This window comes from Streptomyces tatrensis, assembly GCF_049310065.1.
GTDB lineage: Bacteria > Actinomycetota > Actinomycetes > Streptomycetales > Streptomycetaceae > Streptomyces.
This window is the reverse complement of the sequence record NZ_JBMDLB010000007.1, coordinates 1,574,281-1,589,690: the sequence shown is the minus strand read 5'-3', so window position 1 is coordinate 1,589,690 and position 15,410 is coordinate 1,574,281. Positions and strand designations below refer to the sequence as shown.

At 67.8% G+C, this 15,410-nt stretch carries 9 protein-coding genes and 1 pseudogene; 3 read left to right on the top strand and 7 right to left on the bottom strand.

Features of this window, described 5'->3' with window-relative positions:
* Positions 1-66: 66 nt before the first annotated feature.
* The 4 genes and pseudogenes from ACODT5_RS10985 to ACODT5_RS10970 form a co-directional block, all read right to left on the bottom strand.
* Positions 67-3,702 (bottom strand): RICIN domain-containing protein, encoded by a 3,636-nt coding sequence (locus ACODT5_RS10985; RefSeq protein ID WP_422518980.1) that lies wholly within the window; start codon positions 3,700-3,702, stop codon positions 67-69.
* Positions 3,645-4,817, bottom strand: coding sequence for a hypothetical protein (locus ACODT5_RS10980; protein WP_422518979.1), 1,173 nt, complete (start codon positions 4,815-4,817; stop codon positions 3,645-3,647). The genes ACODT5_RS10985 and ACODT5_RS10980 overlap by 58 nt, the downstream gene beginning before the upstream one ends.
* Positions 4,818-5,730: 913 nt before the next feature.
* A pseudogene (locus ACODT5_RS10975) lies at positions 5,731-5,953 on the bottom strand (IS5/IS1182 family transposase); the annotation flags it as partial.
* A gap of 620 nt (positions 5,954-6,573) precedes the next feature.
* Positions 6,574-7,773: a magnesium and cobalt transport protein CorA gene (locus tag ACODT5_RS10970; protein ID WP_422518978.1), complete on the bottom strand. Its 1,200-nt coding sequence runs from the start codon at positions 7,771-7,773 to the stop codon at positions 6,574-6,576.
* A 153-nt stretch (positions 7,774-7,926) separates the two neighbouring features.
* On the opposite strand from ACODT5_RS10970, the gene ACODT5_RS10965 reads away from it, so the two are divergent.
* Together ACODT5_RS10965 and ACODT5_RS10960 are read left to right on the top strand one after the other, a co-directional pair.
* The gene (locus ACODT5_RS10965; RefSeq protein WP_422518977.1) at positions 7,927-9,105 is read left to right on the top strand and encodes a winged helix DNA-binding domain-containing protein; all 1,179 of its coding nucleotides are present in this window, start codon (positions 7,927-7,929) and stop codon (positions 9,103-9,105) included.
* 207 nt (positions 9,106-9,312) lie between these two features.
* Complete coding sequence (locus ACODT5_RS10960) at positions 9,313-10,854, top strand: AMP-binding protein (RefSeq protein WP_422518976.1); 1,542 nt, start codon at positions 9,313-9,315, stop codon at positions 10,852-10,854.
* 92 nt (positions 10,855-10,946) lie between these two features.
* Here the strand turns inward: ACODT5_RS10960 and ACODT5_RS10955 are convergent, their stop codons facing one another.
* Positions 10,947-11,435 carry a glutathione peroxidase gene (locus tag ACODT5_RS10955; RefSeq protein ID WP_422518975.1) on the bottom strand — a complete coding sequence of 163 codons (489 nt, stop codon included), beginning with the start codon at positions 11,433-11,435 and terminating at the stop codon, positions 10,947-10,949.
* A 43-nt stretch (positions 11,436-11,478) separates the two neighbouring features.
* A complete protein-coding gene (locus tag ACODT5_RS10950; protein ID WP_422519625.1) occupies positions 11,479-12,303 on the bottom strand; it encodes a hypothetical protein in 825 nt (274 codons plus the stop codon).
* Positions 12,304-12,591: 288 nt separating this feature from the next.
* Here ACODT5_RS10950 and gcl point away from each other — a divergent pair, with 288 nt between their 5' ends.
* Positions 12,592-14,373 carry a glyoxylate carboligase gene (gene gcl / locus ACODT5_RS10945; protein WP_422519624.1) on the top strand — a complete coding sequence of 594 codons (1,782 nt, stop codon included), beginning with the start codon at positions 12,592-12,594 and terminating at the stop codon, positions 14,371-14,373.
* Between the two features lie 135 nt (positions 14,374-14,508).
* Here gcl and ACODT5_RS10940 read toward each other — a convergent pair whose 3' ends face one another.
* Positions 14,509-15,072 carry a DUF4291 domain-containing protein gene (locus tag ACODT5_RS10940; RefSeq protein ID WP_422518974.1) on the bottom strand — a complete coding sequence of 188 codons (564 nt, stop codon included), beginning with the start codon at positions 15,070-15,072 and terminating at the stop codon, positions 14,509-14,511.
* Between the last annotated feature and the right edge of the window lie 338 nt (positions 15,073-15,410).

Here is a 15,410-nt window from a genome sequence, read left to right as displayed (position 1 = left end):
CTTGGGTGCACCCCCCTCGTCGGCTGACCCCCTCGGGATGAGAGGGTCAGCCGACGAGGCACATGACTACAGGTACCAGCTCTGGGTTGGGTAGTTCGGGTCCGGGGCGTGCGTCCACTGCTGAGCGGGAGCTCCGTCGATCTTGCTGGAATCGGCGATTTCCAAAGTTTTTCCGCTGTTGAGGTTGGTGAGATTCAGATTCCCTGTAGCGCCAATGGACTGGATGGTCCATTTCTGGGTTGCTATTCCCTTGCAGGTCCACTGCTGGGCGCGGGCCCCGTTATCGGAGCTGGAGTTGTTGATTTCCAGGCACTTGCCACTGTTGGCGTTGACGATCTCATAGACGCCCTCGGTGCCGGTGGGTCGGAATTGCCATTTGGCGCTGACCTGTCCAAGGCATGCCCATTGTTGGGCCGCCGCGCCGTCGTCCTTGCTGGAGTTGTTGATTTCCAGGCAGGAGCGGCTGTTGGCGTTGTGGATCAGGCCGCCGGAGGGCAACGTGGGCGCCTTGCCGTTGTCGGGCAAAGGCGCGGGCGCGGGCAGTGGCGCGGTCCCGAGGCTGGTGGTGGTCCAGCGCTGGGCGTCGACGTCCACGCAGTTCCACAGTTGCAGTTGGGTCTTGATACTGAGCGTGTTGTTGGGACGTTCCAGGCAGCGCTGGGCATTGACGTTGAGGTAACTGCCGTTGGCGCGGGCCTGCCACAGCTGGTTGGGCGTGCCCTTGCAGGTCATGAGCTGGATGGGCGTCTCGTTGTCGGTGCCGCTGTTTGTGGCCTCTACACACTTGCCCAGAATGCGGAGAGTGCCGTCGTCACGTAGGGCGACCTGTTGCGCGGCGGTTCGGTTGCAGGTGTAGATCTGGATCTTGGTGCTGTCGGCGGTCTGCCCGTTGTCGGTGTCGATGCACGTGGTGGCGGCGCTGGAGACAGTGATGGGGCTGGTTGCGTCGGGAGCGGTGACGGAGGCCGCGTACGGGTATACGGCGAGGTTGCCGGCGCCTCCGTACAGGCCCTGGCCCATCGGGTTGGCCGCGCCTTTGGCCTGGTAGCGGCCGAAGACGAGGGGCCCGTTCGGTGCCGGACTGTTGGTCTTGCTGTGTTGCCCGGAGCCGATCAGTACGCCGTTCGCATAGAGGCTCATCCTTCCGGTCGTTGCGTTGTAGACGGCGGTGAGTCGCGTCCAGACGTCGGGGTTGACCCGGGCTTGGGCGTTGATGACGTCCGTGTTGTCGTACTGCCAACCGGACGCGGGCTTCGTCGGGTTGGTGAGGGCGAAGCGCCAGGTGCTGCCGTCGGGGTCGGGGTAGAGAAGGAAGTCGCTGCGCTGGGTACTGGTGTTGTCCTGGCTGACGATCACACCGCCCGCGCCCGAGGCCTTTGCCCAGGTACTGATGGTGAAGCTGTTACGGGTGTCGATCACCGACGTGGCTGTGGTGAGCGTCGACTGCGGGCCCTTGAACGCGGCGTAGTTGGTGCGGCGTCCGTCGATGACCCCTGTCGGCCAGCTGAGATTGGCAGCTGTCGCCGGGAAGGAGCCTGAGCTGCTGACCACGGTGCCGTCGGCACTCTGGCCGGTCAGTTCCCAAGCCGCCGACGGCCTGTTCAGATTGCCCTGAGGCGTTACGGCTGTGGCGAGGCTGGTGACATCAGGGTGGGGAGCCTCCGTGGTGGGGGCGACGCCGATGCCCTTCCAGGAGACGAGCTGCCGATTGGTGTCCACGGCCCACAGATCCGGAATACGGTCGCCGGTGAGGTCGCCGTCAGAGCCGACGCGCGGGAAACGCGCGGGATCGATGGTGGCCAGGGCAACGCCCTGGGCGGGGTTCGTGAACCCGGTCAGGTCGGGAGCCGAGGGCGTCCCCTTGACAGGAAGGACGCGGACGGTGCCGCTGGACTTGGAGCGGACCCACAAGGTCGGCAGGTCGGTGCCCTCGGCGCGGCCCGGGGTGATCAGCTCGTAGCCGTCCCACTTCTGGTCGTTCGCGGAGAGCAGGAAAGCCTTGGAAGCGAGCTGGTTGGTGGTGCCTGCCAGGGCGAGCCACAGCCGCCCGTTTTCCACGAACAGTACGGTGGAGCGGTGGAGGACGTACCCGCCGGTGGCGGCCGGTACGGCGGAGTCGCCGTCGAGGGCGCCGAAAGCGGCGATCTGGGTGACCTTCGACCAGTCGGTTCCATAGCCGTGCTCGGTGCAAGGCAGGCTGGTGGTGCCGTCCGATGCGACGCAGTTGGTGGGCTTCGCCACGACGCTCCGGGCTTGGCCGTCAAAACGTCCGCTCTTGGGATCGTTGGGGTAGACATAGAGCTTCTCGCCACCCGGCTGGTGGGCCAGCAGGTCGTCGACGAGGTTCACGAACCCGAGACTGCCGCGATGCGTGATCTGGGTGTTCACCCAGCCGTTCCCGGTCGGAGACGCCTTGAAGCCGGCCCGGGGGTCGGTGTCGTCGGCCGTCTTGAAAGGTGCGTTGGGAGCGGTGTTGGGATCGGTGCCGCCGCCGATCCGGCGCAGATCGCCCGCGGAGTCGGACAGCAGGACATCCGGGAAGTTGTCACCGCTGACGTCGCCGAAGACCGGCTTGGTGGGGTTCTTCGGATTGGACGGTGCGTAGTAGCTGTACACGGCGGGCTGGGACATGTTGCCCGCGTCGTCCTGCGTCTGTAGGTAGAGGAAGTTCGTGCCCCACTGGGCGGGTGTGACACTGATGGCGGCCGTTCCGCCGGTCAGCTTGACGATGCCCGCAGTGGTGTCGGTGCACTTCCAGCCAGTCGCCGCGGCCTTGATCGGGTCGGTGGTCCACCGGGCGCAGGCCAGTCCCGAGGAACGGCCGCCGCCGACGGGGCCGGGATCGGTGCCGGTCAGGGTGAAGGTGCCGGCCTCTCCGGCGTACTTGAGCGGCTTGGCGTTGAGCGTGCCGGAGGCGGGGAAGTCGATGGATGCCACGGCGGCGGTGGGCGGCGTGCGATCGACTTGGACGAAGCAGGGGGTGGTGACGTCACTGGTGAGCGTGTCATCCGTGGTCTTCGCCTGCCAGCCATAGCGATGGCCGTCGGTCAGGGCGCCGGCGTTCACGGTGACGTCGCCGCTGGCCGTCCACCCGGTCACGAAGTTCGACGTGCTGTTGCCGTTGTCGTTGTCCCAGAGCTTGAACGTGGTGCTGAGGGTCTGCTGGGTGGGCGAGTTGGCGTTCACTGTGAGAGCTGTATCGGCGTTGGCGCCGAGCCAGCCGGCACTGTCCCATGGACTGCAGGGGATGAAGCTGCCGGTGCTCGCGAATCCGGGCGTCGGCCTCGTGCGCGGATTGGTCGCGGTGGGCTCGATGTCGTACGTGATGACGAGGTGCGGAGCCTCGCCGCTCTTGGAACTGAAGCGCTGGCGATAGTACTTGTTGTACTCATCGTCGGGGGCGAAGCCAAAGGTGAAGTTGGGCCAGCCATTGGCGACAGCTGTCTTGATGGTGTCGCGGACGCCGTAGTCGATCTCGCCGGTGCCCGACACCCACAGCGTCCCGATGTTCCTACAGCCCGCCATGACGGAACCAGTGCCGCACGGCTGGTGGTTCCAGCTGGTCGGGTTGCTGATGGTGCCGGTGTCGTAGAGACTCATCGGTGTCTGTGTGGACGGGCTGGAGGAGGAGACGATGGTCGCCTTCAGCCGCGCTTCCAACACCACCGCGGATCGGTCGTGGAGGAAACTCTCGATGCCCACCTGGAAGTAGGCGCGGGTACGCCCCGTGGGTGAGCAGGCGGGTTCGGAGTTGATGTAGCCGCAGTAGCCGGTGGCTGGTTTGTCCTGGCCGTACTGCGTGCCGTTGTACTCGTTGGTGGTCGGGTACCCCTCCTGGACCTGAGCCCAGGCCTGCACCCGTTGCTGTCCGTCGTCGGATTCCAGCCCGGGTCGATGAACCACGGACCGTTGCCCTGGCCGAGGAGGCTGATGTCGGGGACGAGATCGATGCCTCGACTGGTGGCGGTGGTAGTGACCTTGGCGACGGTGGCGCCCGCGCCAGGCCCGTCAGAGGTGGATGGGACGGTTTGGTCGTCTGCGGACATAGCGGGGGCGGAGAGACCGGCCGGGCCCTTCTGGGGGGCAGCCTGCGGGGCGGAATCCCACATCACCGGTGTGGGGGCGCTGAACCGGGCTTTCCCGTCGGTGTCGACTGCTCTGAGGTTGCCCGCCGCGTCCGCACTCACCGTCAACCCGTCGGCCACCACGTCGAGGTGCAACTTCCTGACCGTGGGGTTCGCTGCGGCCTGCGCGGTACGGACCACCAGGACCTGGCGCCAGCCGCCGAGCGTGGTGGCGGTCAGTTCCAGGTCGACATCGGGCAGAACGTCCTTGTACAGGGCGCTGTCGCCGTTGAGTACGGGCTTCGGCAGAGCAAACGGTGCCTTGAGGGCCAGCTTCTTGCCGTCACCCGTGGTCATGGTGGCCATCGGCCCGTCACCGCCACCCGAGAACGACAGTTTTGACGGGACGGCAGTCGGCGTGATCGTGCCGTCGGAGTTGGTGGCGAGCGTGGGGTCGACGTCCTGCCATGCGCCATCGGCCTTGCGTACTCGCTGCGGAGCAATCGAGGCATCAGTGCTGAGAGTGCCGTCGGGGTTGGCGACGGTCGCAGAAGTCGCCGTGGTCAGAAAGCCGACGATGACGGGCTTGCCCGTGCTCTTGGCCTGGGTCCGTGCTGCATCGAGGGCGGTTTCGTCGGCGGTCCGAGTCTTGGGGGGTGCGGCGGGCCAGTCGGTATCGGCGGGGCCAAAGGTGCGGTCGCCGGCGGCTGCGGCAGTCGGCACCGCCAGAAGACCAAGGCCCAGGGACAGCACGGCTACACCGGCAACCGGACGCAACCGCGCCCGGAACAGGTGATCGCGTCGCGAGGCCCCCTGTCTGGGTAGCCACGAAGGGGGAAATAGTGGCCTCAAAGTGGAGGTCCTCGCTCTGAGTTATGAACGGATGAAATTCAGACCTACTTTTCCTTCGTGGAGATCTGCTTGTCAACGAATCCAGAAGGCGATCGCCCGATTTGGTCGGTCTTTTGACTGGTATGCCTCCGTGATGCTGATCACTCCTCAATCGAAAGCTCGATGTGTCTAATGAGGGTGCATCGGATGTGGCCTCATGGTATTGGTCGCGAGTGACATGGGGTCGGCGGGTCGGCGTCGACGGAAAACCGATGAGAGAATTGTTCCAAGTTCGGCAGGGACTCGATCATTTGGGAGGATTTAGTCAGGGCCCGCCCTCTCTGAATCGGCTTGAGCTGCGCCGTAGTGTGTGCGGGTGGCTGCCGATCTGTGGCCGGATTTCGACACAGAGCGGGCGCGATGAAACCGGTGGCCAAGAAGTGGAATCGGAGCGACCGGGGCGGCCCCGAATTGGCTGCAGCGGGACCCGGTCAGGGTGCGATTAGTGGTGATAGCTTCCTTCTCCTTGTTCCGGGCGGGTGTGGGGGTTCGTCGGTGGTGAAGTGGCTGTGGGTGCCGGCCGGTTTCTCGGCACACTTTCGGTCCACGATGAAGGGCCATGAGGTGGGAAGGTATCGGTTGTCGCGACCCTCGATGGCTTCTGCGGGCCTGCGTGCGGGTGGGGAATGCAGGTAACCCTTCATGTATTCACCTGCTTTGGTTATGTGGCCTGCTACGGCGGTTGTGGTGAGTCACCGGACGCCAATCGCTGAGGCTAAGGGGCGTTGCAGAAGGTCCGGCGCGGGTAGGCGTGAGCGGTGTTTGACCTTCTCTTTCACCCGGTCAGAGCGAGGTTGTGCAGAGTGGCGAACGACAGCCTGGACAGCGTGGTGAAGGCCGTCGCCCTTCGGGCGGCTGTCGCGGCCGTTCATGCGGGCGAGGGTGTGCTCGACGCGTCGGTGTTCGGCATTGTCCACTTCCTGGCCGCGCAGGAGGGGGCGTCCGGCTCGTCTGCGGTTCGGGACGATCAGACCGGTGCCCAGGTAGGCGCCGTCGGTGCCGGCTCCAACAGCAGCAGTCGCCGAAGGTGTTGGATGACTCGGCAGACGGTGGCCGGGGAGATCCCGAAGAGTTGGGCGAGCTGACTTGATGGCAGTGACCAGTTGGCGCACGTCGTGGATGCGTCGGCCTCCCAGCGGATCAACGGCAGCGTCCGGCCATCCCACTGACATCACTGTCCGTGAGCCTCCACAAGAAATGGACCAGAGCCCCTTGAAGTGAACAAAGCCAGCGTGGCGAGTTACTGAAGCCTCGCGACTGCCGTCGCCGGTACATACGACACGTGAGCCAGGTCGGGCATTCTGACCCCGGGGTCTGGCGGGGACGGCGACCGCATGGAGGCCACTGTCTGTGATGCGCCGCGGGGTCGGCGGCTCGACGGGGGAGCGCTGAACAGGAAGCCGAGCGGGCTCGTTGCGCCGATCACCATCCATTCCTCCCCGGATTCCCCCCAGAGCTTGCCGACGCGCAAAAATGCCTGGTCACAGCCTTGCCGGGAGAGGGCGAGGAGATCACTCGCATCTATTCCCCCCAGGGCCCCCCCATGGCCGCTTCTGGGCCGATCTGTGAGTGATGCGAAAGCGAAGTGCGAAGGGTGACTGAGCGTCACGCGAGGGGCCTAGAGCCAGTCCCGTCGCTTGAAAATTACGTACAAACTGACGCAGACCATCCCCATGAGGCAGATCGCAAGGGGGTATCCGAGGCTCCAACCCAGCTCAGGCATGGACTCAAAGTTCATGCCGTAAATCGTTCCGACGAGTGTGGGTGCAAACAAAATGGCAGCCCATGAGGAAATCTTCTTGATCTCCTCGTTCTGTTCGAAGCCGGCTTCTGCCAGGGCTCGCATTTCGGCGTTCTGTTGTTGGGAGACCAGGGTGGCGTTGACCGTGAGGATCTCTGTGAGGGCCTGGCGGAAGCCGTCGACGCGTTCGCTGGTGTGGGTGACGTGGTCGGCTACGTCGCGGAGGTAGCGCTGGAGTTCCTCGTCCGTGCCGTACTTCGCGAAGCCGGCCATCAGGCTGTGGAGCATGCCGACCAGCGGGCGGGTCGCGCGTTGGAACTCGACCATTTCACGAGAGAGTTCGTAGATGCGGCGGGAGACTTCCGGGTCGCCGCTGAAGACCTCGGTCTCGATCTCGTCCATGTCGATCTGGACGCCCTCGACGACCGGGGCGTAGCCGTCGACCACCGCGTCGAGGATGGCGTACAGGGCGGCTTCCGGGCCGAGGGAGAGGAGTTCGGGGGACTCCTCCATGCGGCGGCGGACCGCCGAGAGGTCCGGGGCCGCGCCGTGGCGGACCGTGATCAGGAAGTCGGGGCCGACGAAGATGTGGAGCTCGCCGAAGTCGACCTCCTCCAGGGCGTCCAGGTAGCGGGCCGCCCGCAGGACCACGAAGAGGGTGTCGCCGTAGCGCTCCAGTTTGGGGCGCTGGTGGGCTTCCAGGGCGTCTTCGATGGAGAGCGGGTGGAGGTTGAACTCGTCGGCCAGGGAGTGGAGTTCCGGTTCCGTTGGGCGGTGCAGGCCGATCCAGGCCATGCCGTCGGGCTGTTCGCGCAGCCGGCGGAAGGTGTCGGCGAGGGTGGCGGGGGAAGCGACCCGGACGCCGTCGCGGTAGACCGCTGAGTCGACCACGCTGCGGTGGTCCGCGGGGGTGGGGGCCGGCGGGGGCGGCTTCGGGGCCCGTGGGGGTGTGGTGGGAGGGGTGGGGGGAGGTGCGGCCGGGCGTCGCCATCCCCCGCGCTTCGCGGGCGCGGAGGCGGGTGTGGGCGCGGAGGCGGACGGGGGCGAGGGGCGGCGGTCGTCTGGTCGCTCCGACATCGCAGGTCAGCTCCCGGTCGAACGGGTGTTTACGGGCAAGGTGCAGGATATCCGGGTGAATGGGCCCAGGGGTCCACGCGGGTCCGGCGCGCGGGTACGACCGGTCCGGAGTTGCGGACAGAAGGTGTCCGCATGGGCCGCTACGTTGCTGTCATGGCCTCCAAGATGACGCGTCCCGTACTCGACACCCGTGCGCTGAACCGTGCCACGCTCGCCCGTCAGCTGCTCCTGACCCGCGCCGAGATGTCCGCGCAGGACGCCACGCAGCACCTGCTGGGACTGCAGGCACAGAACGTGAAGCCGCCCTACTTCCAGCTCCACGCCCGACTCGCCGCATTCGAGCCGGCCGAACTCGCCGGGCTGATGGAGTCCCGTCAGGTGGTCCGGATGGTCACCATGAGGTCCACCATCCACACCCACACCGTCCACGACGCGCTCACCCTGCGCCCGCTCGTCCAGCCCGCCCGCGACCGGGAGATCAACTACTTCCGCAAGGGCCTGGTCGGCGTGGACCTGGACAGGCTGGCCGAGCGGGCGCGGGCGTTCGTGGAGGCCGAGCCGCGGACCATGGCGGAGATACGCGAGGAACTGCTCAAGGAGTGGCCCGGAGCCGACCCGCAGTCGCTGTCCGTCGCCGCGCGCTGCCGGCTGCCGCTCGTCCAGGTCACCCCGCGCGGGGTGTGGGGGAAGAGCGGGCAGGTCCGTCTCACCACCTTGAGCGAGTGGGTCGGAGGGGAGGAGGGAGAGCGTGGGGAGAAGGGAGAGAGTGGGGAGACCCCGGCGATCGATGAGGCCGTGCTGCGGTACCTCGGGGCCTTCGGGCCCGCTTCCGTCAAGGACATGCAGACGTGGGCCGGGCTCACCCGGCTGCGCGAGGCCTTCGAGCGGCTCAGGCCCGGCCTGGAGGTGTTCCAGGACGAGAACGGCGTAGAGCTCTTCGATCTGCCCGACGGGCCCCGCCCCGATGCCGAGCAGCCCGCGCCGCCCCGCTTCCTTCCCGAGTTCGACAACCTGCTCCTCTCCCACGCCGACCGCTCCCGGGTGATCGCGCCCGAGCTGAAGGGCAGCACCTGGTCCGGGAACCAGGCCCACTGCACCCTGCTCCTCGACGGCTTCCTCGCCGGGCTCTGGAAGCTGGACGGTGGGAAAGATGGAGGGAAGGGCGGCGGGAAGGACAGCGGGACGCTCACCGTCGAGCTGTTCTCCTCCGTGTCCAAGGCCGACAAAGCGCAGATCGTGGCCGAGGGGGAGGCGCTTCTCGCGGAGATGGGCGACGGGGTGGGTGCAGGCTCTGCGGGCGGGGCCGTCCGCTTCGGGTCCATCCGCGGCTGAGCCACGCCGCGGCTGAGCCACGGCCCGGGCGACCCCGTCCCGCCGCGCTCTGGTGGCCCGTACGCCGGACACGGCACGATGCCTGGCACGACCGAGATCGCCCGCGATCGTTCTCGTTCGTGGCGGGCCCCTCGGCCATCGGCGGAGCGCGGCGCGTCATCCAGGCAAGGCAGCAGCTGTTCGGGATTCGGGACCTAGGAGAGAGCAATGCGGATTCCCATGACCGTCACGGACTTCCTCGACCGGGCGGAGCTGGGGTTCTCGTCCAGTCCGGGCGTGGTGGACGAGCCGGATCAGCCCGGTCCACCGGTCCCCGATTCGACGTACGGGAGGCTCGGCGAGCGCGTACGGGCCTGGCAGGCCGGATTCGACGCGCTGGGGGTCGGCGAGGGCGAGCGCGTGGCGGTGGTCAGCCACAACTCCGCCCGGATGCTGGAGCTGCTGTTCGCGGTGCCGATGAGCGGGCGCGTCTGCGTACCGGTCAACTTCCGGCTGAAGCCGGAGGAGGTCGACTACGTGGTCCGGCAGAGCGGGGCCTCGGTGCTGCTCGTCGACCCGGAACTGGACGAGGCGCTGTCGGGCGTCAAAGCCCGCCACCGCTTCGTCCTCGGGGCGGAGACGGACGCGGCGCTGATGCGCTTCGGGGTGGAACCGCGCCCCTGGTCGCACCCGGACGAGGACGCGACGGCGACGATCAACTACACCTCGGGCACCACCGCCCGCCCCAAGGGGGTGCAGCTGACCCACCGCAACATCTGGGTGAACGGGCTCACCTTCGGCCTGCACACCCGGGTCTGGGAGCGTGACGTCTACATGCACACGCTGCCGATGTTCCACTGCAACGGCTGGGGCATGCCCTTCGTGATGGCCGGGCTCGGCGTCAAGCAGGTCGTGCTGCGCAAGGTCGACGGCGCCGAGATCCTGCGCCGGGTCGAGGAGCACGGCGTCACGCTGATGTGCGGTGCGCCCGCCGTGTGGAACACGGTGCTGGACGCGGCGGCGACCTGGGAGGGCGGGATCCCTGGCCGCGACCGGGTACGCGTCGTCTGCGCGGGCGCCCCGCCGCCGAGCCGGACGATCCAGCGCATGGGCGAGGAGCTCGGCTGGGAGTTCACGCAGATCTACGGCCTGACCGAGACCTCTCCGCTGCTCACCTTCAACCGGACCCTGCCCGCCGACGCGGAGCTGCCGGCCGGGGAGCGGGCGCACAGGCTGTCGCGCGCGGGGCTGCCCGCGCTCGGGGTCAAGCTGCGGGTGTCCGAGGACGGCGAGGTGCTGGCCCGGTCGAACGTCGTACTGGAGGGGTACTGGGACAAGCCGGAGGAGACCGCGGCCGCACTGCGCGACGGCTGGTTCCACACCGGTGACGGCGGCACGGTCGACGAGGCCGACGGCCACCTGACGATCTCCGACCGGAAGAAGGATGTGATCATCACCGGCGGCGAGAACGTGTCCTCGATCGAGGTGGAGGACGCGATCTTCAGCCATCCGGCGGTCGCGGAGGTCGCCGTCATCGGCGTGCCGCACGAGAAATGGGGCGAGACGATCAAGGCGCTCGTCGTCCTCGCCGAGGGGGAGTCCGTCGAGGAGGCGGAGATCATCGCCCACTGCAAGGAGCGATTGGCCGGGTACAAGGCCCCGACGACGGTCGAGTTCCGCGCCGGCATCCCGCGCACGGCCACCGGCAAGATCCAGAAGTTCAAGCTCCGCGAGCCGTACTGGTCGGGCCAGGATCGGCAGGTGAACTGACAGCAGGGCCCCGGGGAAGGACACGGGGAACGACCGAGGGCCGGTACGGGGCTGCGCGCGCAGCCCCGTACCGGCCCTCGGCCCAGGTGGTGCTAGGCCGGCAGCAGGGCCTCGATCGCCGCGACGACCTCGGCGGCCTCGGGCTCCGTGCGCGGGCGGAAGCGGGCCACGACCTCGCCGGCGGGGGAGATCAGGAACTTCTCGAAGTTCCAGGTGATGTCACCGGCCTCGCCCTCGGCGTCCGGGACCTTCACCAGCTCCTCGTAGAGCGGGTGGCGGTTCTCGCCGTTGACGTCGGACTTCTCCAGCATCGGGAAGGTGACGCCGAAACCGGCCGCGCAGAACGTCTGGATGTCGTCGGCGTTGCCCGGCTCCTGGCCGCCGAACTGGTTGCAGGGCACACCGATGACGGTGAAGCCCTTCTCCTCGTACTTGAACTGCAGACGGGCCAGGCCCGAGTACTGAGGGGTGAGACCGCACTGCGAGGCGGTGTTCACGAGCAGGATCGCCTTGCCCTTGTGCGCGGCGAGGCTGGTGGGCTCGTCGGACAGGGTGGTCAGCGGGATGTCGTACAGGCTCATCAAGCTCTCCTCGGCAGGCAGACGCACGTCATACCCCCCGAGCCTAGGCCCCCATGCCGAGGAGGTCCTCCGCCGGGTCGTTGACCGGCTGGGGCATGCCCGTGAGGTCCATGACGAAGAGGGGTATTCCGAGGTCGTCCGCGCGGTCGCGCGCGTCCTGCGTGTATCCGGCGAGGGCGAAGTAGACGCTGGTCGCGCAGGCCGTGAGCCCGTTCAGCCAGACGCACTCCACCGCCCGCAGCCCGGCCGGGGCCGTGGTCGGGTCCACCTGGGCGACCAGACCGGGGGCCCGCAGGTCCACCGCCGTCGACGGGAGCGGCCGACCGTCGGGCTGGCGCACGTCCTGGAAGCCGAGCCAGCGCAGGTACAGCGCGGCGGTGACCACCGCGTCCCGGGCGGTACGGATGGTCACGGGCCGGAAGGCGGGGCGGGGCACCGCGGGGTCCGGGGCGGCCGGGGCGGCCGGGGAAGCATGAGGAGCCGAGGGGGCAGGGGAAGCAGGGGTCCCAGGCGGCGTAGAGGGAGTGGAGGAAGCAGGGAAGGCCGCCGGCGGCTCCGCCGCACGCGGGGGAGTCCGTACCTCCCCGAGCCCGCCGGCCGGCGCCAGCGGATGCACCGGAACCAGCACCACCGTCCCGCAGGAGGTGCACCCCACCTCCGGATGCGGCCACTCGCTCTCCCGGCCGCAGGCCTCGCACCGCACGGTGACCCAGCTCTCCGTCCAGGTGCGGTGGGTCAGCTCCCGGGGCGGTGACGCCAGGTCCAGGGGAGGGATGACCGGGTTCCCGCAGGCGCAGGGGAAGACCGGGGCGGCGTAGCCGTTCTCGCGCAGGCACGCCGGGCAGCGCACCGGTACCGCATCCGCCATGAGGGCCGGACCCCCTTCGTCGTTCGTCTCGCCGCTCTTCGTCGCTGTGAGTAGGCCCATGGTCCACCACCTGCCACCGGCGGGGTGGGCAGACCCCCGATTTTTGGCCGGGCACTGGATTTTCGTACAACTCACTGCCCCATCGGCGGCTTTTGGTGCGTTCCGGGGTGCCGTACCGCCTTGACGTTGTGGGGAGTCGCCGCTTAGTTTGTTCCGTATAGCAGAACAAAACTTCCGGATTACGGAAAAGCCTGACCGCCAGACCCGCAGGAGAACTCGATGCCTCGTATGACAGCCGCCGCCGCTGCAGTGGAGATCCTCAAGCTCGAGGGTGTCGAACAAGCGTTCGGCGTCCCCGGTGCTGCGATCAACCCGTTCTACCGCGAGCTCAAGAACGTGGGCGGAATCGCACACACCCTGGCCCGCCACGTCGAGGGTGCCTCGCACATGGCCGAGGGTTACACCCGCGCCAAGGCCGGCAACATCGGCGTCTGCATCGGTACCTCGGGCCCGGCCGGCACCGACATGATCACCGGCCTGTACTCCGCGATCGCGGACTCCATCCCGATCCTGTGCATCACCGGTCAGGCTCCGGTCTCGAAGCTCCACAAGGAGGACTTCCAGGCCGTCGACATCGCCTCGATCGCCAAGCCGGTCACCAAGAAGGCGACGACCGTCCTGGAGGCCGCCCAGGTTCCGGGCGTGTTCCAGGAGGCCTTCCACCTGATGCGCTCCGGCCGTCCGGGCCCGGTCCTGATCGACCTCCCGATCGACGTCCAGCTGACCGAGATCGAGTTCGACCCCGAGACCTACTCGCCGCTGCCGGTCTACAAGCCGGCCGCCACCCGCGCCCAGGCCCGCAAGGCCCTGCAGTTCCTGCTCGAGTCCGAGCGTCCGCTGATCGTCGCCGGTGGCGGCATCATCAACGCCGACGCCTCCGACCTGCTGGTCGAGTTCGCCGAGCTGACGAACGTCCCGGTCATCTCCACCCTCATGGGCTGGGGCGTCATTCCGGACGACCACGAGCTGGCCGCCGGCATGGTCGGTGTCCAGACCTCGCACCGCTACGGCAACGCGACGTTCCTCGAGTCGGACTTCGTCTTCGGCATCGGCAACCGCTGGGCCAACCGTCACACCGGTTACAACCTCGACGCCTACACCAAGGGCCGCAAGTTCGTCCACGTCGACATCGAGCCGACCCAGATCGGCAAGATCTTCGCCCCGGACTTCGGCATCGCCTCGGACGCCAAGGCGGCCCTGGAGCTCTTCGTCGAGATCGCCAAGGAGCTCAAGGCCGAGGGCAAGCTGCCCGACTTCAGCGCCTGGGCCGCTTCCGCCCAGGAGCGCAAGGCGACGCTGCTGCGCCGCACGCACTTCGACAACATCCCCATGAAGCCGCAGCGCGTCTACGAGGAGATGAACAAGGCGTTCGGCCCCGAGACCCGCTACGTCACCACCATCGGTCTGTCCCAGATCGCCGGTGCGCAGATGCTGCACGTCTACAAGCCGCGCAACTGGATCAACTGTGGCCAGGCCGGCCCCCTCGGCTGGACCATCCCGGCCGCGATCGGTGCCGCCACCGCGGACCCGGAGACCCCGATCGTCGCCCTGTCCGGCGACTACGACTTCCAGTTCATGATCGAGGAGCTGGCGGTCGCCGCCCAGCACAAGGTCCCCTACGTTCACGTCCTCGTGAACAACGCCTACCTGGGCCTGATCCGTCAGGCGCAGGGCGGCCTGGGCATCAACTTCGAGGTCAACCTCGAGTTCGAGAACATCAACACCCCCGAGCTGGGTGTCTACGGTGTCGACCACGTCAAGGTCGCCGAGGGCCTGGGCGTCAAGGCGATCCGCGTCACCGACCCGGACAAGCTGGGCGAGGCCTTCGAGACGGCCAAGAAGTGGGCCCAGGAGCACCAGGTCCCGGTCGTCGTCGAGGCCATCCTCGAGCGCATCACCAACATCTCGATGAGCAAGACGGTCGACATGAGCGACGTCACCGAGTTCGAAGAGGTCGCGACCGAGCTGGGTCACGCCCCCACCGCGCTCCGCAACACCCTGCCCGCCTAGTCCCATCAGGCTGGTCTAGCACCACCGAACGGCCCCCGTCCCTCCGCCAGGAGGAACGGGGGCCGTTCCGCGCCCCCTACGGGCCCCGGGTCCCGCAGCCGTTCCACCAGGCGGCACGGCGCACGGGTCGGAGGCCTACATCGGCGAAAGGTGCTCTTCCATGCTCCGGCTCAGCGGGTAGACGCGCTCTGCCGGCATAAGTCGCCGAGCCTGGGCGGCGTGTCCGTTCCGGACCAGCGTCGCGGCCTTGTGGACCTGCGGCGTGAGGTCGGTGAGGCTGACGACCCAGTCCTCGGCGAACGCGCGGATCAGGTGGCGACCGATGCCGACCTGGATGCTGTAGTGGTTCAGAGCCGCGCCACGTACCGAGCGCTCGGGGTCCCACTGGAGGTGCACGGCGGCTCGAGCCACCGCCGTCGGGATCGCGGTCGTCCGTACGGCCTGGGACAGAATCTGCTCCCAGCCTTCTCGTGTCATCCGCACTGCGAGTACGCGCTCCTGCCCCGGCTTGCGGGCCCAGTTGCTGCGGTGCATCAGCCACGGGAACGAGGGCTTGATCCACGTCATCCGCTGGAACGAGAACGGCGGGACGAAGCGCCCCGCCCGCAGTGCGGCGTCAGCGATCGCGGACGAGTACGCCTGGTAGACCACGATGGTACGGGCGTCGTAGTCGGCGCGGATCTGGTACTGCGGCGTCATGCACCGCACCCTGTCATCCGCCGTGCCGGTGCCGCCAACGGTTTCCCACCGCATGACAAAGAGCCGAGTCACGGGACCGTCCGTGACTCGGCTCTTTGAGTGTGTGTTGCTTGTTACCGCCCGACGGTACGAGGCTGGCGCGACAGGACGTTCGCACCGCCGGGCGGAGTTGTGGTGGCGTCGGGCGGAACCCGACGGCCGGAGGCCGGCGCAGCCGGCCCGATGCCCGCGCAGCGGTGTGAGGACGGCGTCCAGGAGAGGACGTTCGCACCGCCGGGCGGAGAGGGTGGGGGAGGTTCTCTTCTCCGTACAGGGGGCTCTGTGCGTGGCCCCTGTAT